Source organism: Sphingomonas sp., from assembly GCF_013812825.1.
Classification (GTDB): domain Bacteria; phylum Pseudomonadota; class Alphaproteobacteria; order Sphingomonadales; family Sphingomonadaceae; genus Sphingomicrobium.
The window spans coordinates 1-23,176 of the sequence record NZ_JACCSU010000005.1 but is presented as its reverse complement, the minus strand read 5'-3'; the positions used below and the strand labels follow the sequence as shown (position 1 = coordinate 23,176).

The window sequence follows — 23,176 nt, the reverse complement described above, 5'->3', positions numbered from 1 at the left end:
CCGGCCGACGCCTAGAAGCTGAAGCGGGCGCTCAGTCGGATATCGCGGCCGGCCATCGGCACGAAGCCCTTGGTGAACGACGCGTGCCGCCGCGCATCGACATCGAACAGGTTGCTCGCGGACAGCACGACCACGGTCTCGCGCTTCTTGCCCCATGGACGCCACGCCAGCGACGCGTTGACCAGAGTGTGTCCGTCCGTCGGCGTCTCGAACTGCGCGATGCGCTTTTGATCGTCGACCCACTCAACTTCGACGCGGCCGTCGATCCTATCCGACTGCGCTTCGAGGCCGCCCAGCAGGCGCAGCGGCGGGATCCGCGGCACCGGTCCCGCACCCTTGACCGTCGCACGGACATAATCGGCGACCGCGTCCCCGACGAAGCGGAAACCTCCCACCTGGAACAGCGGCGCCGAGATTTCGGCTTCGAACCCGTAATAGGTGGCGTCGCGCTGGAAGTATTGGAACACCGGCAGCTCGTCCTGCTCCTGGCCGGTCGCCGCTTCGTAGATGAAATTGTCGAACCAGTTGACGAAGCCGGTGAGGTTCATTTCCAGTGTCCGGCGGTCGACCCGGAAGTAAGCTTCCGCACCGACGCTCTTCTCCTTGCGCAGGTTGGGGTTGCCGACCTCGAACGCCTGGGTCGCGATGTGTGGGCCGTTCGAGAACAGCTCTTCGGCAGAAGGCGCGCGTTCGGTTCGCGAAAGGTTGATGCCGGCCTCGACATGTTGCGCAAGCGCGTAGGACGCGCCCAGCGCTCCCGACAGAGCGGTGAAGCTGCGCTCGATCGCGACGCTTTTCGATTCGGCATTGCTGCGCTCGATTCGAGCTGCGGCTTCGACGCCGACGGCGCCGAGCTCGAATTCCTGAAGCGTGAAAAGCCCGAGCTGGCTGGTCGTGTTGGGCGGCAGGAATGCCTCAGCTCCGACGGCCTTGAAGTCGCGATGGAAATATTGCGCTCCGCTCGCTCCGCGCCAGGCATTGCGGTCGCGCTGCACGAGCTCGAGCCGGCCTTCGACACCGTTGGACTTGAACACGGTCCCGACTTCCTCGCCCTCGAATTCCGTATGCTCGTAATCGGCGGCACCGACCCGCAGGCGGATTCCTTCGAGGAAGCCCTCGTCGAACTTATACTCGCCGCGCAGGTCGCCGCGAACCTGACGCAGGTCGATCGATACCGGCGCCTCCCCGTGACCTTCCTCCTCTTCTTCCTCGGCACCCTCTTCGCCTTCTTCGCCCTCATGGTGATGCTCGGCGCCCGGCCGCATCGGCACGCCATAATTGCTGTCGAAAACGCTGACGGACGCACCGATGTTGAAGTTGTCGCGGATCAGCGCGACTCCAAGGCCGCCGCTCTTCTGCTCGGTCGCGCTGTTGGGAATCTTTCCACGCAAACTGGCCAGCTCGAGAGCCTCTGCGGCCTCTTCGGCATGGCCTTCCTCGAGCTCCTCCTCGGCGATCTCCAACTGCTCGGCGCGCAGCTCGGGTGACAGCACATAGCCGCCGACGCGAAGGTCGTCGGACTTGCGGAAGCTGCCGTCGACATGGAGCACCAAACCGCCACCCACTGCGAGGTCGGCGGCGGCACCGATCGATCGCTCGTCGGCGGCCGATCCGAGGCCGCCGGTCACGTCGATGTGATGGCCGTCCTCCGGCACCGTGCGCGGAATCCGGCGATCGATGACGTTGACCGCGCCGCCGATCGCCTGGCCGCCGAACAGCAAAACCGCGGGCCCGCGAAGAACCTCGATCCGCTCGGCGGTCAGCGGATCGATGGTGACCGCATGGTCGGCCGAGGTGTTGGACACGTCGATCGAACCGATGCCGTCGGTCAGCACTCGGATCCGCTCGCCCTGGAAGCCGCGCAGCACCGGCCGCGAAGCGCCGGGCGAAAAGGATGTCGCCGAGACGCCGGCCTGCTTGGCCAGCGTGTCGCCGAGCTGCGGGCGCAGGTCACGCTGGAGCTCGGTCCCGCTGACGACCGTCTTGCCGGCGAGAAGATCGAGCTCGCGCACCAGATGGCCGGTCACGACGATCTCTTCGCCGCCGTGGTGGTGCGTGTGGGGGTCGACATGCTGCGACGGCGGATCGGCCGCATCGGGCTTAGCGGAGCCAGCCTCCTGAGCGAGCGCGGGCGCTGCGAAGAGGCATGTGGACGCGAGCAGGCAAGTGAGGCGGTGCAACAGCGGACTCCGAAGGTTTCGGGCCGCGCCTTAGGCGATACATTATAACAGGCAAATGAATTGAATCTCGATCCGTGCCTGATTTCAGTCGCTCCGCCGCAGGCCTTGCGTAAAAAGAGGGTCCGGTACGGGGGAGTTCCGGACCGCGCCGCTTCGCTTGGGGAGCCGTCGAGCGGCTTTTTTTTAGGGAATTATATACGAAACTAGACAAAACCGCTTGCATCCCTGCCTGATTTACGGTAGATGATTAGACACAGGGAGAGTGGTAATGTCGCATAAGGCCCCCGGTAGAAGTGACCGCACTGGTCTAACGGTAATTCAGCTTTTCCAGATGTTCCCGGATGAGGCGTCGAGTCGCAAGTGGCTTGAGGACATTCGCTGGCCCGAGGGGCAGCGCCACTGCCCGCACTGCGGCTCGGTGAAAACTTCACCCGTCCCGAATGAGCGCCCGATGCCCTATCACTGCGGCGAGTGCCGGGAATATTTCAGCGTCAAGACCGGCACTGTCATGCAGTCCAGCAAGGTCACCCTTCAGAAGTGGGTGATCGCAATGTATCTGATGTCGACGAACCTCAAGGGCGTGTCGAGCATGAAGCTCCACCGCGATTTGGGCCTCACCCAGAAGTCGGCTTGGCTGCTCGCACAGAAAATCAGGCAGGGATGGATTGACGGCGGTGGCAAGCTGGCCGGTGAGGTCGAGGTTGACGAAACCTACGTCGGCGGCAAAGAACGTAACAAGCACGGGGGCAAGCGACTGAGGGCTGGTAGGGGCACCGTCGGCAAATCGACGGTGATCGGGGCCAAGGAGCGCAGCGGAAAAATCCGGGCGAGCGTAATTGCGGGGACGGACTCCGCAACGCTTGAGGGGTTTGTCTTGGAAAACGTGGAGACTGGCGCGACTGTCTTCACAGATGAGCACGGCGGCTATCGTCGCTTGTCAGCCTCGTTCGGCCACCGCTCCGTAAGACACAGTGTCGGCGAATACGTAAACGGCATGGCCCATACGAACGGCATCGAGAGCTTCTGGGCGATGCTCAAGAGAGGCTACAAGGGCACTTACCACCAAATGAGTGCTAAGCACCTTGCGCGCTACGTCACTGAATTTGCGGGTCGCCACAACGTCCGCGATCTCGACACCATCGCCCAAATGACGCTTCTGGCGAAGGGGCTGGACGGAAAGCGGCTCCGGTATGACGATCTGGTAGCCCACCATGGGTAACGAACGGATCACAGAGGATTACGTCCGCGCCCACTTCAAGAGCGATCCGCTTTTCAGCGCTATCAAACTCGATGAGCAGAAGGCGTCGGTAGCCAAGGCGAAGCGCTGTCTAACCAAGGCATCAAAGAATCTGACGGGAAAACGCGGCTCGCCGGAGTTCATCATCACGTTCCCGGCGTTGCCGGATGACATCATCGTGGTCGAGTGCAAGGCCGACGCGAAGTTTCATCAGAGCGACGATGGACAGAACCCGGCTTCATTCGCCGTTGATGGCGCGCTCCATTATTCAGCATTCCTGGCCCAAGAATACAACGTCATCTCGGTGGCCGTTAGCGGCGACACGCTCAGCAAGCTGAAGCTGTCCTCGTTCTACCAGAAGATGGGTAGCACCGAGGTCAGTGAGGAAGACCCGAAGCTTCTCGACATTTTCTCCTACATCACCCGGTTCAAAGGCGAGGTTCAGGCTCAAAACATCGAATCCGCGGAAATCACGAAAACTGCCATTGAGCTCAACAAAGAGCTGAATGACTATTCGATTGTCGAATATGAGCGCTGCACTTTGGTGAGCGCGATTTTGCTCGCGCTTCAGAACGCAGCTTTCAAGGCGTCCTACAAGGAGCAAGCGACATCGAAAAAACTGGAGCCGACGCCTGAGCGCTTGGCCCAGTTCATCGTGACGAGCATCGGCAACGTGCTCAAGGATGCCGAGATTGATAGCGAGCGCGTCGCATCGATGAGCGGCGAGTATGCGAAGATCAAAAACCATTCGATCGCAAAGTCGCCCCAGATCAAGAAGAAGAAGGCATCGGATCAGCAAGACAATTATGTGCTCCGCGACATCACCGAGCGGCTCGAAAAATCCGTGCTTCCGCTCATCACGATGGGCGACAAGGGCTATGATGTCCTTGGGCGCTTCTATCGAGAGTTCATCCGCTACGCGGGAACGGACAAGAAGACAGGCTTGGTTCTGACGCCCCAACACATCACCGAGTTGTTCTGCGATGTGGTGAACCTCAACGTGAACGACGTTGTGTATGATTCCTGCTGCGGCAGCGGCGGATTTCTGATTTCGGCGATGAAGCAAATGCTCGAGCTGGCGGGATCCGATCAGAAGAAGCGCCGTGCGATCAAGGAAAACCAGCTTCTCGGGATTGAGCGGCGAACCGACATGTTCACATTCGCATGCTCGAACATGATGATGAGCGGCGACGGAAAATCGCACATCTATCAGGGCGACTCTTTCGCTCAGGGCATCATTGATATGGTGCGTTCACTGAAGCCGACAGTGGGGTTCCTGAACCCGCCCTACGATGTCGGCGAGGATGGACAGTTGGAGTTCATCGAGAATGCGCTGGCATGCCTTCAGCCGGGCGGCAGATGCGCGGCGGTCGTCCAGATGAGCTGCGTTACGTCTTCGAACGCAAAGACTGTGGCCGTTCGAGAGCGATTGCTTGCCAGCCACACTTTGACGGGCGTTTTTTCCTTGCCCGACGATCTGTTTCACCCGGTAGGCGTCATCACGTGCGCCATGGTTTTTGACGCGCACAAGCCTCATCCCAAAGGGTTCAAAACCTTCTTTGGCTATTTCAAGGACGACGGCTTCCGCAAGACAAAGCACATGGGCCGCGTCAACAAGGGCCGTTGGGAGAAAATCAAGGCTCGCTGGCTGGACGCCTATGTGAACCGCGAAAAGGTGCCCGAGTTGAGCGTGCTTCAGCCGGTGTCAGCAACCGACGAATGGTGCGCCGAAGCATACATGGAGACTGACTACTCCAAGATCACAAAAGCCGATTTTCTGAAGACCGTCAGAGACTATGCAATCCACCGGCTCACACTGGAGACAATGGGATGACGTGCCCCGTCTCCGAGGTTTTTGATGTCCGTTATGGGCACTCGCTAGAGCTTAACGCGCTTGAGATAGTTTCGGCGAGTGAGGGGGTAGCGTTCGTCTCCCGTCAAATGGGGCACAACGGCATCTCCGCCTACGTGGCACCAATCGACGATCTGGAATCCGCCCCCGCCGGAGACATATCGTGCGCGCTTGGCGGGAACGGCGTCCTAACCACCTTTATCCAGGAAGCCGAGTTCTACTGCGGAAGGGATGTCGCGATTCTCCGCCCGAAGGTCGCGCTGACGAAACAGCAAGTCCTGTTTTACTGCCTCTGCATCAAGTCGAACCGCTTCCGCTATAACTACGGCCGACAGGCCAATAAGACGCTTCCGACGTTACCGGTGCCTACCGTCGACGAAATTCCATTGTGGGTGAATGCTGTCGATCTGAATCAAATCATGGGCGCGGATGCGGGCGTGAGTTGCACTCCGACGCCGCCAATCGCGCCCGATAGCTGGAAGCCATTTCGCTACGACGCCCTGTTTGACATCAAGAAAGGGCAACGGCTCACCAAAAGCGCCATGGAGGAAGGCGAAACGCCCTTCATCGGTGCGATAGATTCAGGCAACGGCTACCGGCAGTATGTCAGCGCCGCTCCGAACCACGAAGCCGGGACCATCACCGTCAGCTATAATGGCAGCGTCGGCGAGGCGTTCTACCAGTCGGCACCGTTCTGGGCCTCGGATGACATCAATGTTCTCTACCCGAAATTCGATATGAACGTTTATGTCGCCATGTTCATTTGCGCGCTAATCCGACGCGAGAAATTCCGGTTTAGCTACGGGCGGAAGTGGCACCTTGGCCGGATGAAAGAGTCGATCATCCGGCTTCCTGTCGACGCGGCGGGCGAGCCGGACTTGGCCTTCATGGAGGGTTACGTGAAATCGCTTCCCTACAGTAAGAGCATCTAGATATGGCAGAGAATCCAGCCCGGCCAAGGGGCCGACCGATCACGAACAAGGTTGAGCGCATTCCTGCATCGCCAGAGAAGATTGCCAAGGCGATTTTCAAGGCAGCGGACAAGAAGATTAAGAAGCCGAAGCGGAAGCCAAATTAGACCCCGCTCCGTCTAGTTTCGTATATAATTCCCTTTTTTTAGAGGTCGATCCCAGCGGCAATCGCTTCGAGTTTGCGCACCCTCTCGCGAAGGTCGGCTATCTCGATTCGGCCGGTGGCCGGCGGCAGATTGTGGTCGGCGGCACCATGGGTCAGCTCGAACCGCTTCAGCTCGAGCCAGCCCTGCCAGCCCTTGAGCGCCGCCCAGCTCGCCGTCGCAAGCGCCGCGAAAATGCCTGCGGCCAGCAGCCCAATAGAAAGCGGGTCCATCACTTCTCCTCCCGCAGCGCGTCGATCTCGCGCGCCAGCTCATGGTTCGGGGTTGCAAGGTGATCGTCGATCGCCATCAGCCGGCGGTCGGTCGCGTCGAGCTCGGTGCGCATCGCGTGGACGGTGGGGCGCACCTTCGGCGTATCGGCCATGCGGTCGAACTCGCTGCGGCGCGGACTGCCGTCGACCTCGCGCTTGCGCTGGATCGTGAAATAGATCCCGAGCGCGGCGTAGGTGACAAGGGCCACTTCCCAGCTGATGAGGAACACCGCGGCGACGAAGCCGACGCGGATGAACGTCGGGTCGATCCCGAACCGCTCGCCCAGCGTCGAGCAGACCCCGACCAGCTTGGCGTCCCGGCGATTGAGTGAATAGCGATATGTCTTGCGGGCCATTGCCCTTCCCCTTCTTTATTGAACTTGCGCCGCGTTTCGGGCGGCTTTCATGGCTTCCAGTTCGGCGTCGACCTTTTCGGCCGCCTTCAATTCGGCGATCTCTTCCTCGAGGCTTTTGGGGCCGGTCATTCCGAGCGCGTCGGCCCGTCCTTCGGCAAAGTCGGCGCGGCGCTCGAGAAGCTCGAAGCGCGAGAACGCGTCCTCGGTGCGGCTGCCGCTCATGATCTCGCGCGCCTTGGCCCGGCTCACCGCGCTCTCGAAGCGGGCGGCGATCGCATTCTGCCGGGCGCGCGCCTCGCGAAGCTTGGCCTGGAGCTTGGCGATGTCCGCCTCATAGCCCTTCAACGTGTCGTCGATGACCGCGATCTCGGCCTTTAAGCCCTCGGCCATGTCGGCGGCCTTCTGGCGCTCGATCAGGGCCGCCTTGGCCAGGTCCTCGCGGTCCTTGGACAAGGCCAGCTCGGCCTTCTCGGTCCAGCTGGCCTGCAGTTCATCCAGACGCTTCCACGCCCGGCGCATCTCCTTGCCGTCGGCGATCGCCCGCGCCGCCGAAGCTCGAACCTCGACCAAAGTCTCCTCCATCTCGAGGATGATCATCCGGATCATCCGCGCCGGATCCTCCGAGCGATCGAGAAGCTCGGTCATGTTGGCCGCGAAAATGTCCCGCGTGCGGGAGAAGATCGGGCCCTTGAACAGCGCTGCGAGCGGCGCGAAGCGGGCGGTTGGCCGCGGCTCACGCTCGGGCATGCGCGGGGTGCGCGTCGGCACCCGGGCCTCGATCAGTCCAAGCTCAAGCATGGAGGCCGACACCAACCGGGCTGGCGACGGCTTGCGCCGGGCCGACGGCTGCGCCGACGGCAAGCGTGCTCATCAGCAGCGCTGCGAACGCTGCAATCACGGACTGCGAAATCTTCGGTCGACCAGACATTCCTAAATCTCCCTTTTTTCGACCGCTCATCATCGCGGTTCGCTGCCTGGTTCAATTCAAGGTGCGTGCCAATCCCGGAAAACCGCGAAAAGCGATCCGTTACCAGCTGCCGGGGAGCCGGTTGGGAGGTTTCACCAACCAAGACTTGGCGAAACGCACCAAGTCGGCGCGGCGCGAACGACGGAACCCATTGGCCTCCCGGCGCTTGATTCGCTGAAGCACTCTTTGGAGAAGGGACACGACGATGTTTGGCAAGCTTGCAGGCGCATGGATCGGCAACCGGATCGCCGGCCGCAACAGCGGCGCCAAGGGCGCCTTGATGGGCCTAGGCATTGCGGCCATCGCCCGGCGTGGGCTCGGACCTCTGGCCGCCGTGCTCGCCCTCGGATACGGGGCGAAGAAGCTTTACGCCTATGGCCGGCGCGGACGCCTGAACCCGTCCTATCCCTCGGACGCGACGCCCTCGCCGCCCGCCGGCTGAGCCGGCTCCTCGATATAGGGCTCGACCTTGCCGTTGAGCTTGATGGTCATGGGGTTGCCGTAGCGGTCGCGGCTGCGCCCGGCGGCGACGCGGATCCAGCCTTCGGAAACGCAATATTCCTCGACGTTGGTCTTTTCCTGGCCGTTGAAGCGGATGCCGACGCCGCGGCTCAGCACTTCCTGGTTGAAGAACGGGCTGCGCGGATCGAGCGACAGCCGGTCGGGCAGCTCTGGAACCTGGTCGGCCATTGCCGCGCCCCTAGCCTCGCGGGCCGAGAAAGGTCAACGCGGGCGCGCAGTTGCCGACCCCGCGCGGGGCGATTAAGCGCTGCTCCAGAATGAGCAACGCATGAGCGACCGAGATCCCTCGAAGCTGAAGCCGAACCGGCCGAAGCTGGCGCTGCACGTGCCCGAACCGCCGTTCCGGCCCGGCGACACGCCGGACTTCTCGCACCTCCAGATCCCCGCCGCCGGCGAGGCGCCGCGACCGGACGTCACCGTGGCCCCAGCGGACACGCATGGATTGACGACGCATCTCCTGCGCGTGCTCGATGAGCAGCACCGGGCGGTCGGTCCGTGGGACCCCAGGCTCGACCCGGACACGCTGAAGAAGATGCTGCGCGACATGGTCACGGTGCGCATTTTCGATGACCGCATGTACCGCGCCCAGCGGCAGGGCAAGACCAGCTTCTACATGAAGTGCACCGGCGAGGAGGCCATCGCGGTCGCGGCCGCCGCCGCGCTCGACCGCGAGGACATGCACTTCCCGACTTACCGGCAGCAGGGGCTGCTGGTCGCGCGCGGCTACCCGCTGACCGAGATGATGTGCCAGATCTACTCGAACAAGGGCGACAAGCTGCACGGCCGCCAGCTGCCGATCATGTATTCGGACAAGGCGCACGGCTTCTTCTCGATCTCTGGCAATCTCGGCACCCAATTCCCGCAGGCGGTCGGCTGGGCGATGGCCTCGGCGATCAAGGGCGACAGCCGCATCGCCATGGGCTGGATCGGCGACGGCGCGACCGCGGAAGGCGACTTCCACTCCGCGATGACCTTCGCCGCGGTGTACAACGTGCCCGTCGTGCTGGCGGTGGTGAACAACCAGTGGGCGATTTCCAGCTTTTCCGGGATCGCCGGCGCCGAGCGCGCAACGTTCGCCCAGCGCGCGGTCGGCTATGGAATCGCCGGGCTGCGCGTCGATGGCAATGATGCGCTCGCGGTTTGTGCCGCGGTTCGATGGGCTGCCGAGCGCGCGCGAACGAACCTCGGCCCGACTTTGATCGAGTTCTTCACCTACCGTGCCGAGGGTCACTCGACCTCCGACGACCCGTCCGGCTACCGGCCGACCAACGAGTCCAAGGCTTGGCCGCTGGGCGACCCGATCGAGCGGCTGAAGGCTCATTTGATCGCGCTCGGCGAATGGAACGAGGAACGGCAATCGGCGATGGCCGACGAGTGCGATGCGATCGTCCGCGCCGCGCAAAAGGAAGCCGAGAAGCTCGGCATCCTGCCCCAGCAAGGCAAGGACGATATCGGCAGCATGTTCGAGGATGTCTATGCCGACATGCCGTGGCACATCGCCGAGCAGCGCGACGCCGCGCTCGCCGAAAGCAAAGGCGAGTAGCCCCGTGCCGAACATGAACATGATCCAGGCGATCAACAGCGCCCACAAGGTGATGATGGCGCGCGATCCCGATGTCGTCGTGTTCGGTGAGGACATCGGCTATTTCGGCGGCGTATTCCGCGCCACCGAAGGGCTGCAGCGCGAGTTCGGCTCATCGCGGGTGTTCGATTCCCCGATCTCAGAAGGCGGGATCGTCGCAACGGCGGTCGGCATGGCGGCTTACGGCCTGAAGCCAGTCGTCGAGATCCAGTTCGCCGACTACATCTACCCGGGCTACGACCAGATCGTCAGCGAGGTCGCCAAGATTCGCTACCGGACCGCCGGCGAATGGGCGATGCCGATGGTCATCCGCAGCCCCTATGGCGGCGGCATCTTCGGCGGCCAGACCCACAGCCAAAGCCCCGAGAGCCTGTTTACCCACATCGCCGGGCTGAAGGTGGTCATTCCGTCGACGCCGCACGACGCCAAGGGCCTGCTGATCGCCGCGATCGAAGACCCGGACCCGGTGATCTTCTTCGAGCCAAAGCGAATCTACAACGGCCCTTTCGACGGCCACCACGACCGGCCGGTGACGCCATGGGCCAAGCACCCGGCGAGCGAGGTGCCGGACGGTCATTACACCGTGCCGCTCGGCAAGGCCGCCGTGGTCCGCAAGGGCGAAGCGCTGACGCTGCTGGCTTACGGGACGATGGTCCACGTCGCCCTGGCCGCCGTCGAGGAGCAGGGCATCGACGCCGAGGTGATCGATCTGCGCACTCTGGTGCCGCTGGACATCGCAGCGATCGAAGCTTCGGTCGAGAAGACCGGCCGCTGCCTGGTGGTCCAGGAAGCCCCGCGGACCAGCGGCTTCGGGGCCGAACTCGCCGCGCTGGTGCAGGAGCGCTGCTTCTACCATCTCGAAAGCCCGGTCGAACGGGTCACCGGCTGGGACACGCCCTACCCGCATTCCTACGAATGGGCCTATTTCCCCGGCCCGAAACGCATGCAGAAAGCGCTTGAGAAAGTGATGTCCGACTAATGGCGCGATACGAGTTCAAGCTGCCCGACATCGGCGAAGGAATCGCCGAGGCGGAGATCGTCGCCTGGCACGTCAAGGTCGGCGACCGGGTCGAGGAAGACCAGCAGCTCGCCGACATGATGACCGACAAGGCGACGGTCGAGATGGAAACGCCGGTCGCCGGCAAGGTCGTCGAGCTGGCCGGCGAGGTCGGCGATCAGATCCCGATCGGCTCGGTGCTCGCGGTGATCGAAACCGATGGCGCCAGGGCCGCCGAAGAATCGAAAACAGAAGTGCCGATCGCCGACGGCGCCGAGCGGCCGACGCCGGCTCAGGAAGAGGCGATGCCCAGCGTCGATGTCGAAGACAAAGAGGAACCCGTTCGTCCTGAGCGAAGGCCGAAGGCCGAAGTCGAAGGGCGGTCGGCACCGACCACCGGGCAACGCCCTTCGACTTCGCTCAGGACGAGCGAGACTTCAAAGCCAAAGACCCTCGCCTCCCCGGCCGTCCGCCAACGGGCGCGCGATCTCGGCATCGACCTCGCGCAAGTGAAGACCGCGGGCGACCGGGTGCGCCACTCCGACCTCGACGCTTTCCTGCTTTACAATGGCGGCAGCGTATCCGGACGGGGAACAACCCACCGCCAGGACGAGACGATCAAGGTCGTCGGCCTGCGCCGCAAGATCGCCGAGAACATGGCCGAGGCCAAGCGCCGGATCCCGCACTTCACGCTCGTCGAGGAGTTCGATGTCACCGCGCTCGAAGACACCCGGGCAATGATGAACCGCGACCGCGGCGACAACCCCAAGCTGACTCTGCTCCCCTTCCTGATCACCGCGATGGGCAAGTCGATCGCGGAGTGGCCGATGCTCAACGCGACCTTCAACGACGACGCGATGGAACTCATGCGGCACGGCGCCGTGCACCTGGGCATGGCGACCCAGACGGAGGGCGGGCTGATGGTGCCGGTCATCCGCAATGCCGAGCGGATGAGCGTCTGGCAGCTCGCATCCGAAATCCTGCGTCTCGCCGAGGCGGCGCGCAGCGGCAAGGCGAGCCGCGACGAGCTGACCGGCTCGACCATCACCCTGTCGAGCCTCGGGCCGCTGGGCGGGATCACCTCGACCCCGGTGATCAACCGGCCCGAGGTGGCGATCATCGCCGTCAACAAGGTGGAGGAGAAGGTCGTTGTGATCGACGGCGAGATCGAGGTCGCCAAGCGGATGAACCTGTCGCTGTCCTGCGACCATCGAGTCGTCGATGGCTGGGACGCGGCAAGCTTCCTCCAGGCGATGAAGGCGCTGATCGAAAACCCGCTGCGACTGCTCAGCTAGGCGGCGAGGCGGACGGTCTGCCCAAGCGCCTGGCTGATCGAGGCCTCGCGCTGCTCGGTCCCCATGTTGAGGCCGTCGGCAGCGACGAATTCCGGCTCGATGCCGATGAAGTTGAACACGCCGCGCAAATAGCTTTCGAGATGCTCGAGCGCGGCGGCCGGCGAGCCCGCGTTGTAGATTCCGCCGCGTGCCAGCGCGACGATCACGCGCTTGCCCGAAGCCAGCCCCTCCGGCCCGTCGGCGGTATAGTGGAACGTCTTGCCGGCGACGAGAATGCGGTCGAGCCATGCCTTGAGCTGCGTCGGCAGCGTGAAATTATACATCGGAGCACCAATGACGAGCGTATCCGCCGCCAGGAATTCCTCGAGCACTTCCTGGTCGTTGAACGAAGCCATTGTGAGGTGCGGCAGCGGCTGGGCGACCAGGTCCCGCCGAATGACCCGCGGCTGCGGGCTCGTCGAGCGCAGCTGTTCGAGGATGGATCGACTGATCGCCCGGCTGGCGCTGTTGTCTCCGTTGATGCTGCTGTCGATGTGCAAGATGGTCACTATTGCCTCCTAGGTATGGATTTGTTACCGAGGCACCCTAAGTAACCACATCAAACCCCGCCGCAAGAACGCACTCTTTTGTGGCCGACGAACAAGATTGTGGCGAGGGAACACTCATGTGGCCGGAGGACGACAATGAAGGACCCGAGCAATCCGGTATGCCGGACGATCAGCACCCTGCTTTCACGGATCGGCGACAAATGGACCGTGCTCGTCGTCGCGACTCTGGGCGATGGATCGAGACGCTTCAACGAGCTTCGGCGCGAAATCCCGAGCGTGTCGCAGCGCATGTTGACACTCACCTTGCGCAATCTCGAGCGCGACGGCCTGGTCAAACGCACCGTCACTCCGACCATCCCGCCGCGCGTCGATTATGAGCTCACCGCGCTCGGTCATTCGCTTTTGAAGCCGGTCACGGCGCTGACCGAATGGGCGCTCGATCATGTCGAGCAGATTCACCGGGCGCAGGCGAGCTTTGACGCCGAGCTGGACAAGGCGGAAGCGGCATGAGCTCGGCAGCAGAGACGGGGAAGATCCGAGAGCTGCTCGGGCGCGGCGATTCCCGTGCTGGCGAGGGCGACGCGCGAGCGGCGATGTCCTTCTACCATGCGGCGCTCGGTGCGGCGCGCGCGGTTCAATATGTGGACGCCCAGACCATGAGCGACCTGCGCCGGGCGCAGGCCTACGTCCAACAGCGCGCATCCGAGTTCGAGCAGGCGCTCGATCGCGCCGTCGAAAGCGCAGGCGTGAGCGACCCGATTGGCAGGCAGCGACTGACCCACGCGATGGACATGCTGAAGGGCAAACGGAGCATCTACCCCCAGCAGCCATCCGTCTTTTACTACCCCTATTTGGCCCAGCGGCAGTTCTGGGAGCGCGACGAGTTCGACTGGGCCCAAGAACTGGAAGCTCAGACCCCGATCATCCGGGCGGAGTTGGAGGCGCTCCTCGTCGATGGCGCCGACTTCCGTCCCTACATCGAGGTCGAGGAGGACCGGCCGCACCGCGACTTTCACGGTCTTCACGGCGACGAAAGCTGGACGGCGCTGTATCTGTGGAAGGAGGGCAAGGTCGTCGAGGAGAACGCCCGCCGCTGTCCGCAGACCATGGCGGCGTTGGAGAAGGTCCCGATCAGCCGAATCGGCCATCGTACGCCGGCCGTGCTGTTTTCGCGCCTTCTGCCGGGCGCGCACATCCCGTCGCACCATGGCATGCTCAATAGCCGGCTGATCTGCCATTTGCCGCTGATCGTCCCGCCTGGAGGCTGGCTGCGAGTCGGCAACGAGAAGCGCGAATGGCGCGAAGGCGAGCTTCTGATTTTCGACGACAGCCTCGAGCATGAGGCGAAGAATCCGAGCGGCGAGACGCGCATCATCCTGCTGTTCGACGTGTGGAAGCCCGAGCTCGGCCAAGACGAGCCCGCCGCCATTTCCGACATCTTCGATGCGATCGACACCTACTCGGGCGCCTCGGACGACTGACTCCGCTTGAGCGGGCCGGGCCGCCTCGTCTAGGCGTCGCGGCGATGCTCAAGCCGGCAACCACCGATCTCGACGCGCTCCGGATCCTCGAGGAGCGGCTGCGCTGGCTGTCCGCCTGGACCATTCACCACGCCAACCACATCCGGCCCTCGCCCGACGGGCTCAAGGTCGGCGGGCACCAGGCGAGCTGCACGTCGATGACCGCGATCATGGCCGCGCTCTATTTCCACGCGCTCGGGCCCAACGACCGGGTGGCGGTCAAGCCGCATGCGGGGCCGGTGCTGCACGCGATCCATTATCTGCTCGGCAGCCAATCGCGCGGGCAGCTCGAGAACTTCCGCGGCTTCGGCGGGATGCAAAGCTACCCGAGCCGAACCAAGGACCGGATCCCGGTCGATTTCTCGACCGGCTCGGTCGGGCTCGGAGTTGCGATCACTGCCTTTGCGAGCCTGGTGCAGGATTACCTCACCGCCCACGGCTGGCTGGACGAGGCCGACCGCGGCCGCTTCGTCGCCCTGCTCGGCGACGCCGAGCTCGACGAGGGCAATGTCTACGAAGCCCTGATCGAAGCCTACAAGCACGATATCCGCAACTGCTGGTGGATCGTCGACTACAACCGCCAGAGCCTCGACGCGACCAGCGCCGACCGGATGTTCGAGCGCTTCGACGAGATCTTCAAAAGCTGCGGGTGGCGGGTGGTCGAGCTGCGCTACGGCAAGACGCTCGCCGCGGCGCTGGAGAAGCACCCGAGCCTGGCCGAGTGGCTCGACGGGCTGTCGAACGCCGAGCTGTCGGCGCTCCACTACCAGGGCGGCGCGGCGTGGCGGTCGCGGATCGAGGCCGATCTCGGCAAGAGTGCGGCCGCGTTCCTCAAGGCCCATGACGACAACGCTGTCGCTGCCTTGTTCACCGATCTCGGCGGACACTGCATGGAGAGCCTGGTCGAGGCGTTCGAGGCGGCGCGGGACGAAGTGCCGACGCTGTTCATCGCCTGGACGATCAAGGGCTATGGGCTGCCGTTCGCCGGCCACAAGGACAACCACGCCGGGCTGATGAACCCAACCCAGATGGCCGCGCTGCGCGAGGCAATGGGAGTCGCCGAGGGGCGCGAGTGGGAGCCGCTCGAAGGAGTCGGCGCGAACGCGCGGCCGGCGGTCGAGGCGGTTCTCGAAAAGTGCCGGGTGGCGCTCGACAAGCGGCCGCGGTCGTTCGGCTCGGTGCGGGTGCCCGCGATTCCGGCGCCCACCGGCGACGAGCAATCAATCCAGGCGGCGTTCGGCCGAATCTTGAACGACCTCAGCCGCGCAGGCGGGCCACTGGCCGACCGCATCGTCACCACTTCGCCCGACGTAACCGTCTCGACCAATCTCGGCGCTTGGGTCAACCAGCGCGGCCTGTTCCGAAGGCGCGAACTCCCGGATGTCTTCGCCAAGGCAAAGATTGCCTCTGCGCAAAAATGGTCGGCGACAAGCAGCGGCCAGCATATCGAGCTCGGGATCGCCGAAAACAATCTGTTCCTGATGCTCGCCGCGGCGGGCCTGTCCGGCGATCTGTTCGGCCAGCGGCTGTTCCCGATCGGCACGCTCTACGATCCGTTCATCGCCCGCGGCCTCGATGCCCTCAATTACGCCTGCTACCAGGATGCGCGCTTCATCCTCGTTGCGACCCCGAGCGGAATCACGCTGGGTCCCGAAGGCGGCGCGCACCAGTCGATCAACCCGCCGCTGATCGCGCTCGGCCAGCCGGGGCTGCGCCACTACGAGCCGGCCTACGCCGACGAGCTCGCGGCGATGCTCGAGCACGCGTTCCGGCTGATCGACGACCCCGAAGGGGAGAGCAGCTATTTCCGGCTGTCGACGCGCTCGATTGCCCAGCTCGAGCGACCTGATGAGGGCTGGCGCGACGGCGCCCTGAACGGCGGCTACTGGCTGCGGCCCCCCGAGCCCGGCGCCGAAGCGGCGATCGTCGCGATGGGCGCGGTGATGCCCGAGGCGCTCGCCGCCTGGGACGAGCTTCGCTCCGACCTCCCCGGCCTTGGACTGCTGGCGGTCACCTCGCCCGACCTGCTTCACCGCGGCTGGACTCGCGCGCAGGCCGAGCGCTGGGGCGGCAAGCGCGAGCCGAGCAATGTCGAGACACTCCTATCCGCGCTCGCCCCGGGAGCCGGGCTGGTGACCATCGCCGACGCCGCCCCGGCCGCCCTGTCGTGGCTCGGCGGAGTCCTCGGCCAGCGCGTCGCCCCGCTGGGAGTCGAGCGCTTCGGCCAGACCGGCAGCCTGCCCGACCTCTACGCCGCCTACCGGCTCGACCAGGAAGCGATCACCGAGGGGGTCGCCGAACTGCTGCTGGCGCGCGAAGCGGCAAAAGCCTAGGGAGCCCGCCATGCCAGGACGCTATTTCGACGAATGGCAGGTCGGCGACCGGATTGCCCATTCGGTCACGCGGACCGTCACTGAAACCGACAATGTGCTGATCTCGGCGCTGACCCACAATCCGCAGCCGATGCACCTCGACCACGAAGTCGCCGCCCAGTCGGAATTCGGCAAGCCGCTGGTCAATTCGATCTACACGTTCGGGCTGATGGTCGGAGTCAGCGTCACAGACACGACGCTTGGAACGCTGGTCGCCAATCTGGGCTACGACAAGCTCGTCTTCCCCAACCCGGTGTTCGCCGGCGATACACTTCGGAGCGAGACGGAGTGCCTGGAGGTACGGCCCAGCAGGTCGCGGCCGAACGCCGGCATCGTCACCTGGGCGCACCGCAGCTTCAACCAGCGCGGTGAGCTGGTGTGCGAGTGCACTCGCACCGCGATGCTGCTGACGAAACCGCAATGAAGGCCCACCCGCGCAGCTGGCTGTTCGTTCCCGCCGACAGCGAGAAGAAGATCGCGCGCGCGCTGGCGAGCGAGGCCGACGCGGTGATCTTCGACCTCGAGGACAGCGTCGCTCCGGCCCGAAAAGCAGCGGCGCGCGAGATTTTGAAGTCGCTGCCCGCGCGTTCCGGCGGACCGCATTGGTGGGTGCGCATCAACCCGCTCGGCAGCGAATATCTGAAGGCAGACCTGGGCTTGTTCGCTTCGGCCGATTTCGAAGGGATCGTCCTGCCCAAGGCCGAAAGCGGAGCCGATGTCGCCCAGCTTGCGCATCGCACCGGGAATTTGCCGGTCCATGCAATCGTCACCGAGACTCCGGCGAGCCTGTTCGGGATGCTGTCCTACCGCGACCCGAAATCGCCGCTGGCCGCCATGAGCTGGGGCGCCGAAGACTTGTCGGCGGCGCTCGGTGCGTCGTCCAAATATGATGCCGCCGGCGAGCTCAGCTTCACCTACAAGCTTGCGCGCTCCCTGTGCCTGGTCGCCGCGGCTGCCGCCGGCGTGCAGGCGGTCGACGGGGTGTTCGCCGACTTCAGGGACGAGCAGGGCCTGCGAGCGGAGGCCGAAGCGGCGCGGAGCGAGGGGTTCAACGGCAAGCTTGCCATCCACCCCGACCAGGTGGCGATCATCAACGCCGCTTTCTCCCCATCCAAAGCCGAGATCGCTCACGCCCGGGCGATTGTCGCAGCGTTCGAGGCGGAGCCCGACTCGGGAGTGCTGTCGGTCGGCGGCAAGATGGTCGATCGCCCGCATCTCCTGCAGGCGCAGCGCGTTCTCGCACGAGCGGGTTAGGAGTCCTTTTGCAATGGCCGAAGCCGTGCACCCAGTCCCGGACGGTTTCAAAGCGAAGATCGGGCCCGATGAACTCGCGGAGATGCACCGGCGGGCGGATCATGAAACGGACGCCTTCTGGCTCGACCAGGCGCGGCGGCTCGACTGGTCCCGCTTCCCAACTGAAGCCGGCCGCTGGTCGTTCGACGAGGCCGATTTCGGCATTCGCTGGTATGGCGACGGCAAGCTCAACCTGTCGGTCAATTGCCTCGACCGCCACCTCGCCGAGCGCGGCGACCGGATTGCGCTGATCTTCGAGCCCGACGAGCCAGGCACCGGGCGGACACTCACCTACCGCGAGCTGCACGCCGAGACCTGCCGGATGGCGAATCTGCTCAAGGACCGCGGGATCAGGCGCGGCGACCGGGTGATGATCTACATGCCGATGATCCCCGAGGCGGCGGCGGCGATGCTCGCCTGCGCCCGGATCGGGGCGATTCACTCGGTCGTGTTCGGCGGCTTTTCGCCCGACAGCCTCGCCGGCCGAATCGCCGACTGCGACGCCTGCGCGGTGATCACCGCCGACGAGGGCGTGCGCGCCGGAAAGAGGATTCCGCTCAAGGCCAATGTCGACACCGCGCTCGCCAGGCGCGACGTCGAGACGGTGATCGTCGTCACCCGCACCGGCGCCGATGTGCCGATGAAGGAGGGTCGCGACGTCTCTTATTCCGACGTGCGCGACAAGCTCCCGATCGAGTGCGAACCCGCGGCGATGAACGCCGAGGACCCGTTGTTCATCCTCTACACGTCGGGATCGACCGGCCAGCCAAAGGGGGTGGTCCACACCACCGGCGGCTATGGCGTGTGGGCGGCGACCACCTTCGACTGGATCTTCGGTGCCGGCGACGACGACATATACTGGTGCACGGCCGACGTCGGCTGGATCACTGGCCACAGCTATGTCGTCTACGGGCCGCTGATCAACGGCGCGACCAGCGTGATGTTCGACGGAGTGCCCAATTATCCCGACTTCGGCCGCTTGTGGGAAACCGTCGACCGGCTCGGGGTGACCATCTTCTACACCGCGCCGACCGCGATCCGGGCGCTGATGCGCGAGGGCGACGAGCCCGTGAAGCGCCACTCGCGCCAATCGCTGCGGCTGCTCGGCACCGTCGGCGAGCCGATCAACCCGGAAGCGTGGGAATGGTATTGGCGGGTGGTCGGCGACGGCCGCTGCCCGGTCACCGACACCTGGTGGCAGACCGAGACCGGCGGAATCCTGATCGCGCCGTTCCCGGGAGCGACTCCAATGAAACCGGGATCGGCGACCAAGCCGCTGCCGGGAATCAAGCCGCTGCTGGTCGACGCGGAAGGCCGGGAGCTGGCTGGAGCCGCGAGCGGCAATCTGTGCATCGCCGCCAGCTGGCCGGGGCAGATGCGAACCGTTTGGGGCGACCACGACCGCTTTTTCGCAACCTATTTCACCACCTACCCCGGGCGCTACTTCACCGGCGACGGCTGCCGCCGCGACGAGGACGGCTATTACTGGATCACGGGCCGGGTCGACGACGTGATCAACGTTTCCGGCCACCGCATCGGCACCGCCGAGGTCGAAAGCGCGCTGGTCGCTCACCCGCTGGTGGCCGAAGCCGCGGTGGTCGCCTTCCCGCACGAGATCAAAGGCCAGGGCATCCACGCCTACGTGACGTTGAACGCCGGCCAGGCCGGCGACGACGAGCTGAGGCGGGAATTGGGCCAGCAGGTCCGGCGCGAGATCGGCGCTCTGGCGGCGCCCGAGCGAATCCAGTTCGCCCCGGCGCTTCCCAAGACTCGGTCGGGCAAGATCATGCGGCGCATCCTGAGGAAGATCGCCGAGGGCGAGACCAGCGGCTTCGGCGACACCTCGACGCTCGCCGACCCGGGCGTGGTCGAGGCGCTGCTGGCCGGCAATCGCGAGCTCGCCTAGCCGCCGCTTGCGCGCACGAATGCAGCCGCTAACCCTAAGCGAGCGCTAACGGTGCGATCTGGGGGAGCGTCGAGTGGCTGAGCACAGGCCGTGGTCGATGAAGCGGGTGGTGGTCGCCTCGTCGGCCGGAACCGCGTTCGAATGGTACGACTTCTTCATTTTCGGCGCACTCGCCCAGACCATCTCCAAGGTGTTCTTTGCCGGCCTCGATCCGACCGCCGCGCTGATCGCCGCATTGGGCCTGTTCGCCGCCGGTTTCGCCTTCCGGCCGCTGGGCGCGCTCATCTTCGGGGTGATCGGCGACCGGCTGGGCCGCAAGGGCGCATTCCTCGCCACGGTTTCGATCATGGGCGGAGCGACCTTCGCGATCGGCCTTTTGCCGACCTACGAGAGCGCCGGCATCCTCTCGCCGGTGCTGCTCATCTTCCTGCGGATATTGCAGGGGGTTGCGCTGGGCGGGGAATATGGCGGGGCGGCCATCTATGTCGCCGAGCATTCGTCCAATCGCCAGCGCGGCGCGGCCACCGGCTGGATCCAGTCCTCGGCCTCGTTCGGCTTGCTCGCCGCGCTGCTGGTGATCCTCGCGACCCGCACCGCGATCGGCGAGGAGGCGTTCCTGAGCTGGGGCTGGCGTGTCCCGTTCCTGGTATCGCTGATCCTGCTCGGGATTTCGGTCTGGATGCGCGTCAAGCTTTCCGAAAGCCCGGCCTTTGCCAAGCTCAAGGAGGATGGCGAGGTGTGCCGGACGCCGCTTCGCGAAGCGTTCGGCCAGCGCGAGAATCTCAAGCGCGTGCTGATCGCCTTCTTCGGCATCATGTGCGCGCAGGGTGCGGTTTGGTACGCGACCTTCTTCTACATGCAGGTGTTCCTCGGTCGCTCGCTTGGCCTCGACGAGCCGACGGTCAACATGCTGCTGATCATCATGACCGTCGTCAGCGCGCCGCTCTACGTCTTCTTCGGCTGGCTCAGCGACCGCGTCGGGCGAAAGCCGGTGCTGCTCGCCGGAATGCTGCTCGCTCTGGTGCTCTACTATCCGGGGTTCCACCTGATCGCCCGGGCCACCAACCCGGCACTGGTCCAGGCGCAGCTAACCACGCCGGTGGTGGTCGCCACGAACCCGCAGACCTGCTCGGTGCAGTTCGATCCCGCCGGCACGCGACGCTTCGACAGCGCCTGCGACATCGCCAAGAGCCTGCTGGTGGCTCGCGGCATCTCCTATGCGACGGCGCGCATGGACGGGGGCTCGACCAGCATCATCGCCGGCGACCGCAGCATCCCCGTCGCGACGGGAGCGGGTCTGTCCGGCGACGCGCTGAAGGCGTTGAAGGCGACGACCTCCGAGCGACTGGCTGGCCTGCTGTCGGCAGCCGGCTACCCGGCCAAGGCCGAGCCGCGGGGCATCAACTACCCACTGCTGATCACCGTGCTGCTGCTGTTCGTCGTCGCCGCGACGGCGCTCTACGGGCCGCAGGCCGCCGCCTTGGTCGAAATGTTCCCGACGCGTGTGCGCTACACGGCGATGTCGCTGCCCTACCATGTCGGGACCGGCTGGGTCGGCGGCTTCCTGCCGGTGACCAGCTTCGCGCTGGTGGCGATCACCGGCGATATCTACGCGAGCCTGTGGTACCCGATCTTCTTTACCGGCCTGTCGGTGGTGGTGGCTGCGCTGTTCCTCGAGGAAACGCGCGGCAAGCCCCTGGAAGAGGTTTGAAGCCGGGCGCGGCCTCAGGCGCGGCTGGGCAGCAGCTTGAGCTTCTTGGCGACGAACAGCGGCGCGGCAACCGAGAGAAAGATGCCGGCCAGCGAGCAGAAGCCGATCCACAGCGCCATGACCGTCCCACCCGACAGATACATGCCGTAGAGCACGGGCGCGGCGAGGATAAAGCCGCGGACCTCGTTGGCGACGAGCGCAACGATCCCGATCTTGAGCAGCAGCGCCCCAAGCGTGGAGAAAATTTCAGCCATTGCCCGCCTTGTGGCAGGCAAGGGTTAGAAAAGGGTTGAGGCGCCGCTACTCGGTCTAGGCGCACCAATGGATATCGATCGGCTGCTCCGCCTCGGCGAGCACGCGTCCGATCGGCAGCTTCGAGCTGTGCCCATCGGCGATCGCCTGCTCCAGAAGCGAGCGCTTTTCCGATCCGGTGATAGTGATCAGCAGCGTCCGCGCCGAGAGGATCGCCGCGCGGGTCAGGGTGACCCTCGGCACCGGGGCGTCCTGCGGCATCGGATCGGGCATCACCCCGACCGCTCGGCGCGCCTTGGGCGCATCGAGCGCGTCCTGCATGTCGGGGCCTTCGAAGATCGAGGCGGTGTGGCCGTCGGCGCCGATCCCGAGCCAGACCAGGTCGGGCGGCCACGACAGATCCTGGAGCCGCGCATCGGCCGCGTTGCCGGCGAGCTTATGGTCCTCGATGGTGGTCGCGATCGGGAACACCCGGGCGCCAGTGGGCAGGAACGTCTGAGCGATCGCTCGGATGTTGCTCAAGTCGCTGTCGAGCGGCGCCAGCCGGTCGTCGGTCGGGATGATCGTCACCCGCTTCCACGACAGCTGGCGCTCGGCGATCTTCGGATAGATCGGCCTGGGCGTCGTGCCGCCCGGAAGCGCGATCAGCGCCGAGTCGCGGGCGTCCAATGCGCTTTCGACGATGAAGCCGACGTCGCCGGCGACCGCGTCGGCCATTTCCTCGACGCTGTCATATTCCCACCATTCCGCTTCAATCATTCGGCCCTCCTGAAGCGCGGCTCTACGCACAGCGCCGACAAATGGCGAGCGCCCTTCCTCAGCGGTCCCTTTCTCGCTGGACGTAGCCGTACCAGGCGGCGACCGGCTGCCCGCGCGCATTGGTCGCAGGCCGAAAGACGCCGCGGTCCATGATCAGGCTGCACGTCCACTGGTCGGCCACGGGATCGCCGTAAGAGCGCATCACGTCGCACTGGCTTGGGCGCCCGTTCGGCTCGATTCTCAGCCGCAGGAAGATGGCGCCGCCGCGCGGCCATCGGCGCCGGATCTGTGGCGGATAGTCTCGCCCCTCAATTCCGCGAATGATGGTCGGCCGGGTCGCCTCTCCGCCGCCTCCGCCGCCGCCCGCCCCTGCGCCCGACCCGGTGCCAGTGCCGGTGCCAGTGCCGCCGGCGCCGGTCCCGGGGCCGCGCACGTCCGACG

The 23,176-nt window shown here is 64.9% G+C and carries 24 protein-coding genes; 14 read left to right on the top strand and 10 right to left on the bottom strand.

The annotated features are described in order from the left end of the window. Positions 1–11: 11 nt before the first annotated feature. Positions 12–2,180, bottom strand: coding sequence for a TonB-dependent receptor (locus H0T81_RS00445; protein WP_294008749.1), 2,169 nt, complete (start codon positions 2,178–2,180; stop codon positions 12–14). 268 nt (positions 2,181–2,448) lie between these two features. Here H0T81_RS00445 and H0T81_RS00440 point away from each other — a divergent pair, with 268 nt between their 5' ends. The 3 genes from H0T81_RS00440 to H0T81_RS00430 all read left to right on the top strand — a co-directional run bounded on the left by H0T81_RS00440 (position 2,449) and on the right by H0T81_RS00430 (position 6,201). Beyond that, a complete protein-coding gene (locus H0T81_RS00440) occupies positions 2,449–3,399 on the top strand; it encodes an IS1595 family transposase (RefSeq protein WP_294008747.1) in 951 nt (316 codons plus the stop codon). Continuing rightward, positions 3,392–5,251: an N-6 DNA methylase gene (locus H0T81_RS00435; protein ID WP_294008745.1), complete on the top strand. Its 1,860-nt coding sequence runs from the start codon at positions 3,392–3,394 to the stop codon at positions 5,249–5,251. The genes H0T81_RS00440 and H0T81_RS00435 overlap by 8 nt, the downstream gene beginning before the upstream one ends. Positions 5,252–5,358: 107 nt before the next feature. Then, the gene (locus H0T81_RS00430) at positions 5,359–6,201 is read left to right on the top strand and encodes a restriction endonuclease subunit S (RefSeq protein WP_294008743.1); all 843 of its coding nucleotides are present in this window, start codon (positions 5,359–5,361) and stop codon (positions 6,199–6,201) included. A gap of 184 nt (positions 6,202–6,385) precedes the next feature. Here H0T81_RS00430 and H0T81_RS00425 read toward each other — a convergent pair whose 3' ends face one another. The 4 genes from H0T81_RS00425 to H0T81_RS00410 are packed head-to-tail and all read right to left on the bottom strand — an operon-like array spanning position 6,386 to position 7,939. Beyond that, positions 6,386–6,616: a hypothetical protein gene (locus H0T81_RS00425; RefSeq protein ID WP_294008741.1), complete on the bottom strand. Its 231-nt coding sequence runs from the start codon at positions 6,614–6,616 to the stop codon at positions 6,386–6,388. Continuing rightward, on the bottom strand, positions 6,616–7,011 hold the full coding sequence (locus H0T81_RS00420; RefSeq protein ID WP_294008739.1) for a PspC domain-containing protein: 396 nt from the start codon (positions 7,009–7,011) through the stop codon (positions 6,616–6,618). The genes H0T81_RS00425 and H0T81_RS00420 overlap by 1 nt, the downstream gene beginning before the upstream one ends. A gap of 15 nt (positions 7,012–7,026) precedes the next feature. Beyond that, entirely contained in the window at positions 7,027–7,809 is a 783-nt protein-coding gene (gene pspA, locus H0T81_RS00415) for a phage shock protein PspA (protein WP_294008738.1), read from the bottom strand. Further along, positions 7,802–7,939, bottom strand: a complete 138-nt coding sequence (locus H0T81_RS00410; protein ID WP_294008737.1) for a hypothetical protein — start codon at positions 7,937–7,939, stop codon at positions 7,802–7,804. The genes pspA and H0T81_RS00410 overlap by 8 nt, the downstream gene beginning before the upstream one ends. 244 nt (positions 7,940–8,183) lie before the next feature. Here H0T81_RS00410 and H0T81_RS00405 point away from each other — a divergent pair, with 244 nt between their 5' ends. Next, positions 8,184–8,420, top strand: a complete 237-nt coding sequence (locus tag H0T81_RS00405) for a hypothetical protein (RefSeq protein WP_294008736.1) — start codon at positions 8,184–8,186, stop codon at positions 8,418–8,420. Here the strand turns inward: H0T81_RS00405 and H0T81_RS00400 are convergent. Beyond that, a complete protein-coding gene (locus H0T81_RS00400) occupies positions 8,381–8,668 on the bottom strand; it encodes a DUF3297 family protein (RefSeq protein WP_294008735.1) in 288 nt (95 codons plus the stop codon). The genes H0T81_RS00405 and H0T81_RS00400 overlap by 40 nt on opposite strands. Positions 8,669–8,768: 100 nt before the next feature. On the opposite strand from H0T81_RS00400, the gene H0T81_RS00395 reads away from it, so the two are divergent. The 3 genes from H0T81_RS00395 to H0T81_RS00385 are packed head-to-tail and all read left to right on the top strand — an operon-like array spanning position 8,769 to position 12,374. Beyond that, entirely contained in the window at positions 8,769–10,043 is a 1,275-nt protein-coding gene (locus H0T81_RS00395; protein ID WP_294008734.1) for a 3-methyl-2-oxobutanoate dehydrogenase (2-methylpropanoyl-transferring) subunit alpha, read from the top strand. 13 nt (positions 10,044–10,056) lie between these two features. Further along, positions 10,057–11,061: an alpha-ketoacid dehydrogenase subunit beta gene (locus tag H0T81_RS00390; protein WP_294008733.1), complete on the top strand. Its 1,005-nt coding sequence runs from the start codon at positions 10,057–10,059 to the stop codon at positions 11,059–11,061. Further along, positions 11,061–12,374 (top strand): dihydrolipoamide acetyltransferase family protein, encoded by a 1,314-nt coding sequence (locus H0T81_RS00385; protein ID WP_294008732.1) that lies wholly within the window; start codon positions 11,061–11,063, stop codon positions 12,372–12,374. Before H0T81_RS00390 ends, H0T81_RS00385 begins: the two co-directional genes overlap by 1 nt. Here the strand turns inward: H0T81_RS00385 and H0T81_RS00380 are convergent. Next, complete coding sequence (locus H0T81_RS00380) at positions 12,371–12,922, bottom strand: NAD(P)H-dependent oxidoreductase (protein WP_294008730.1); 552 nt, start codon at positions 12,920–12,922, stop codon at positions 12,371–12,373. The genes H0T81_RS00385 and H0T81_RS00380 overlap by 4 nt on opposite strands. A 135-nt stretch (positions 12,923–13,057) precedes the next feature. Here H0T81_RS00380 and H0T81_RS00375 point away from each other — a divergent pair, with 135 nt between their 5' ends. The 7 genes from H0T81_RS00375 (at position 13,058) to H0T81_RS00345 (ending at position 21,724) form a co-directional block, all read left to right on the top strand. Continuing rightward, entirely contained in the window at positions 13,058–13,432 is a 375-nt protein-coding gene (locus H0T81_RS00375; protein WP_294008728.1) for a helix-turn-helix domain-containing protein, read from the top strand. After that, on the top strand, positions 13,429–14,403 hold the full coding sequence (locus H0T81_RS00370; RefSeq protein ID WP_294008727.1) for an aspartyl/asparaginyl beta-hydroxylase domain-containing protein: 975 nt from the start codon (positions 13,429–13,431) through the stop codon (positions 14,401–14,403). The genes H0T81_RS00375 and H0T81_RS00370 overlap by 4 nt, the downstream gene beginning before the upstream one ends. Before the next feature lie 44 nt (positions 14,404–14,447). Next, a complete protein-coding gene (locus tag H0T81_RS00365) occupies positions 14,448–16,775 on the top strand; it encodes a transketolase (RefSeq protein WP_294008726.1) in 2,328 nt (775 codons plus the stop codon). A 10-nt stretch (positions 16,776–16,785) separates the two neighbouring features. Beyond that, complete coding sequence (locus H0T81_RS00360) at positions 16,786–17,238, top strand: MaoC family dehydratase (protein ID WP_294008724.1); 453 nt, start codon at positions 16,786–16,788, stop codon at positions 17,236–17,238. Further along, positions 17,235–18,068, top strand: a complete 834-nt coding sequence (locus H0T81_RS00355) for a CoA ester lyase (RefSeq protein WP_294008722.1) — start codon at positions 17,235–17,237, stop codon at positions 18,066–18,068. Before H0T81_RS00360 ends, H0T81_RS00355 begins: the two co-directional genes overlap by 4 nt. Positions 18,069–18,081: 13 nt before the next feature. Then, positions 18,082–20,013, top strand: a complete 1,932-nt coding sequence (gene acs / locus H0T81_RS00350; protein WP_294008720.1) for an acetate--CoA ligase — start codon at positions 18,082–18,084, stop codon at positions 20,011–20,013. A gap of 73 nt (positions 20,014–20,086) precedes the next feature. Then, positions 20,087–21,724 (top strand): MFS transporter, encoded by a 1,638-nt coding sequence (locus tag H0T81_RS00345; RefSeq protein WP_366474077.1) that lies wholly within the window; start codon positions 20,087–20,089, stop codon positions 21,722–21,724. Positions 21,725–21,738: 14 nt separating this feature from the next. Here H0T81_RS00345 and H0T81_RS00340 read toward each other — a convergent pair whose 3' ends face one another. The 3 genes from H0T81_RS00340 to H0T81_RS00330 all read right to left on the bottom strand — a co-directional run. Further along, positions 21,739–21,978, bottom strand: a complete 240-nt coding sequence (locus H0T81_RS00340) for a hypothetical protein (protein WP_294008719.1) — start codon at positions 21,976–21,978, stop codon at positions 21,739–21,741. Between the two features lie 55 nt (positions 21,979–22,033). After that, the gene (gene pgl / locus H0T81_RS00335) at positions 22,034–22,735 is read right to left on the bottom strand and encodes a 6-phosphogluconolactonase (protein WP_294008717.1); all 702 of its coding nucleotides are present in this window, start codon (positions 22,733–22,735) and stop codon (positions 22,034–22,036) included. A 58-nt stretch (positions 22,736–22,793) separates the two neighbouring features. Then, positions 22,794–23,176: energy transducer TonB (locus H0T81_RS00330; protein WP_294008715.1), on the bottom strand; the 383-nt coding region annotated here is incomplete at its 5' end.

Excerpts from the sequence above, each read along its gene's own strand:
- H0T81_RS00440 (WP_294008747.1), top strand. The coding sequence starts at position 2,449 with ATGTCGCATAAGGCCCCCGGTAGAAGTGACCGCACTGGTCTAACGGTA.
- H0T81_RS00435 (WP_294008745.1), top strand. The coding sequence starts at position 3,392 with ATGGGTAACGAACGGATCACAGAGGATTACGTCCGCGCCCACTTCAAG.
- H0T81_RS00430 (WP_294008743.1), top strand. The coding sequence starts at position 5,359 with ATGGGGCACAACGGCATCTCCGCCTACGTGGCACCAATCGACGATCTG.
- H0T81_RS00425 (WP_294008741.1), bottom strand. The coding sequence starts at position 6,616 with ATGGACCCGCTTTCTATTGGGCTGCTGGCCGCAGGCATTTTCGCGGCG.
- H0T81_RS00420 (WP_294008739.1), bottom strand. The coding sequence starts at position 7,011 with ATGGCCCGCAAGACATATCGCTATTCACTCAATCGCCGGGACGCCAAG.
- pspA (WP_294008738.1), bottom strand. The coding sequence starts at position 7,809 with ATGCTTGAGCTTGGACTGATCGAGGCCCGGGTGCCGACGCGCACCCCG.
- H0T81_RS00410 (WP_294008737.1), bottom strand. The coding sequence starts at position 7,939 with ATGTCTGGTCGACCGAAGATTTCGCAGTCCGTGATTGCAGCGTTCGCA.
- H0T81_RS00405 (WP_294008736.1), top strand. The coding sequence starts at position 8,184 with ATGTTTGGCAAGCTTGCAGGCGCATGGATCGGCAACCGGATCGCCGGC.
- H0T81_RS00400 (WP_294008735.1), bottom strand. The coding sequence starts at position 8,668 with ATGGCCGACCAGGTTCCAGAGCTGCCCGACCGGCTGTCGCTCGATCCG.
- H0T81_RS00395 (WP_294008734.1), top strand. The coding sequence starts at position 8,769 with ATGAGCGACCGAGATCCCTCGAAGCTGAAGCCGAACCGGCCGAAGCTG.
- H0T81_RS00390 (WP_294008733.1), top strand. The coding sequence starts at position 10,057 with ATGAACATGATCCAGGCGATCAACAGCGCCCACAAGGTGATGATGGCG.
- H0T81_RS00385 (WP_294008732.1), top strand. The coding sequence starts at position 11,061 with ATGGCGCGATACGAGTTCAAGCTGCCCGACATCGGCGAAGGAATCGCC.
- H0T81_RS00375 (WP_294008728.1), top strand. The coding sequence starts at position 13,058 with ATGAAGGACCCGAGCAATCCGGTATGCCGGACGATCAGCACCCTGCTT.
- H0T81_RS00370 (WP_294008727.1), top strand. The coding sequence starts at position 13,429 with ATGAGCTCGGCAGCAGAGACGGGGAAGATCCGAGAGCTGCTCGGGCGC.
- H0T81_RS00365 (WP_294008726.1), top strand. The coding sequence starts at position 14,448 with ATGCTCAAGCCGGCAACCACCGATCTCGACGCGCTCCGGATCCTCGAG.
- H0T81_RS00360 (WP_294008724.1), top strand. The coding sequence starts at position 16,786 with ATGCCAGGACGCTATTTCGACGAATGGCAGGTCGGCGACCGGATTGCC.
- H0T81_RS00355 (WP_294008722.1), top strand. The coding sequence starts at position 17,235 with ATGAAGGCCCACCCGCGCAGCTGGCTGTTCGTTCCCGCCGACAGCGAG.
- acs (WP_294008720.1), top strand. The coding sequence starts at position 18,082 with ATGGCCGAAGCCGTGCACCCAGTCCCGGACGGTTTCAAAGCGAAGATC.
- H0T81_RS00340 (WP_294008719.1), bottom strand. The coding sequence starts at position 21,978 with ATGGCTGAAATTTTCTCCACGCTTGGGGCGCTGCTGCTCAAGATCGGG.
- pgl (WP_294008717.1), bottom strand. The coding sequence starts at position 22,735 with ATGATTGAAGCGGAATGGTGGGAATATGACAGCGTCGAGGAAATGGCC.